This window comes from Geomonas sp. Red276 (genome assembly GCF_054784495.1).
The window spans coordinates 1-1752 of sequence record NZ_BLXW01000088.1; the positions used below are offsets into that span (position 1 = coordinate 1).

General features: G+C 55.2%; 2 protein-coding genes and 1 pseudogene. All 3 read right to left on the minus strand.

Features of this window, described 5'->3' with window-relative positions; genetic code table 11:
- Positions 1–252 precede the first annotated feature (252 nt).
- A complete protein-coding gene (locus tag ACYVL5_RS23545; protein ID WP_460597984.1) occupies positions 253–735 on the minus strand; it encodes a type II TA system antitoxin MqsA family protein in 483 nt (160 codons plus the stop codon).
- Complete coding sequence (locus ACYVL5_RS23550) at positions 732–1019, minus strand: DUF4258 domain-containing protein (protein WP_460597985.1); 288 nt, start codon at positions 1017–1019, stop codon at positions 732–734. The genes ACYVL5_RS23545 and ACYVL5_RS23550 overlap by 4 nt, the downstream gene beginning before the upstream one ends.
- Positions 1020–1624: 605 nt before the next feature.
- Positions 1625–1752: pseudogene (locus ACYVL5_RS23555) on the minus strand (IS3 family transposase); the annotation flags it as partial.

Here is a 1752-nt window from a genome sequence, read left to right on the forward strand (position 1 = left end):
CTTTTGTAGTAGACTCGTTCTCCACGGCAGTGTCCCTCCTGGGGTATCGAATTGTTGTTTGGCGACTCAATTCTTAACCCGGCGGGGCACTGCCGTGCTAGTCAAAAAAGCGAAAAATATTTTACGTTATCTCGGAAGGAAAAGCGGCATAAGCAGCTCTTGAGGGGGCGGGGCGAATGATGCTGGGTGGTCCAAGGGCGGCTCTCACCGCCCAGGTAGTGACCGGTCGAGGGAGGAGTGGCCTGTTGGCGTTTACGCCGCCTCTTTCCAGGTTGTCCTCTTCAGCCTGAATTGTAGGGGGCGAGGGGATGGGGCTTTTCCCCAAACGATGTCGGAGCGATGGTAGTCGGTAATCTTCTTGCCGGAGGCGACGATTTCCCGAAGAAGAAGCTCGTAGGGCTTGGACATCCGCACGGCGCCATGCTCCCATTTGGAAATTTGGGCCTTGTCGCACCCCATGTTTTGGGCGAAGTCGACTCCCGACCAGCCTAACGACTTTCGCAAGAAGATGATTTCCTTGGGAGTCAGAGGCGTTTTCTTGGTGACGATGGCCCGCGCCAGAGCATCATGAAGCCCTTCGATGCTGGGTATGACAGGCATCCTGCTTCCACAGGAGGGGCACTTTCTGACCATGATGCCCATTATAGTCACGTTGTCCATCCCGCATTCGCGGTAGTGATAATCCTCTTCAACCTCAAGAAGGTCGGGGGCCTCTTCACATACTCGGCATCTCATGCTCTATCTCTCCAGGCGGTCACGATTTCAAGCTCCAACTCCGACTCGAATCTGGCCACCACAGTCATTCTCGGGGTGTAGACCCGGTAACGCCAACTGCCATTCTCGTACTCCGCCGGCGCCACCTTGCCGCCTCGCAAGACGTTGACACAATCAAGGGTGCTGATGTCACGCTCTTCCATCCGCTGCAAGGCGTGCGGCTCCGCATAGACAACACTGCCTTTTTTCAGGATGTTGAGGATGATCTTCTTAGCGTACGGCGGTGTCAGCGGTTCTGGGAGCATCTATATATTACACCTCCTGGAGAGATTTCAAGGAAAAGTTGTCATTCATACAACCTGTCCCATTGCTTCATGAGAGGATGGTCAGTACATCATACCTCCCACCCGCCATATTGTGACGATGCCGATCATATTGGCGCACCTCTACGCTAGCTCGCGACCCCGGAGATCCCCCCTGTCTCCTTTCCCCTCCCTTGACATTTTTGCCCCTTACATTAGGTTTAACCAATGCTTTATTCGCATGAGGAGGCCGTAATTATGCTCCATATCAGGGCAGAACAATTGGAGGCTATGTCGCATCTGCAGGAGGAACGCTTCCTCGACCGGCTGACCGAGAGTGCGGCCATAGCTTACCCCGAAATGGTCTGGATGAAGGGTGAGGCGGGATTGCGTGCCCTGGTGCAGAGCTACATCCAGGAGGGAAGAAGCTTCGGGTTCAGCTACGAGTACACCCTTGGCCGATACGTCTACTGGCGCCTGGATCATGGGGATGCGATTCTGACGGAGCCCGAGTGGGAATTGTTCAGGGACTTGCTGCAGGATGACACCATGCCCCAAGAAGAGAAAGTTTTCGCGATCGATACCTTTCTTTACGGTGCCCCCCTTTATGGGGAGAGCAACTGGTTCTGCCGCATGATGCGCAAGACTCGCTTGCGGCTGACCTTGTGCCCCTTCCCAAAGCGGAGTCGCCCCCAGACCTTGCGATGCCCTTCGCCCTTGAAGGCAGAGCTTGCCA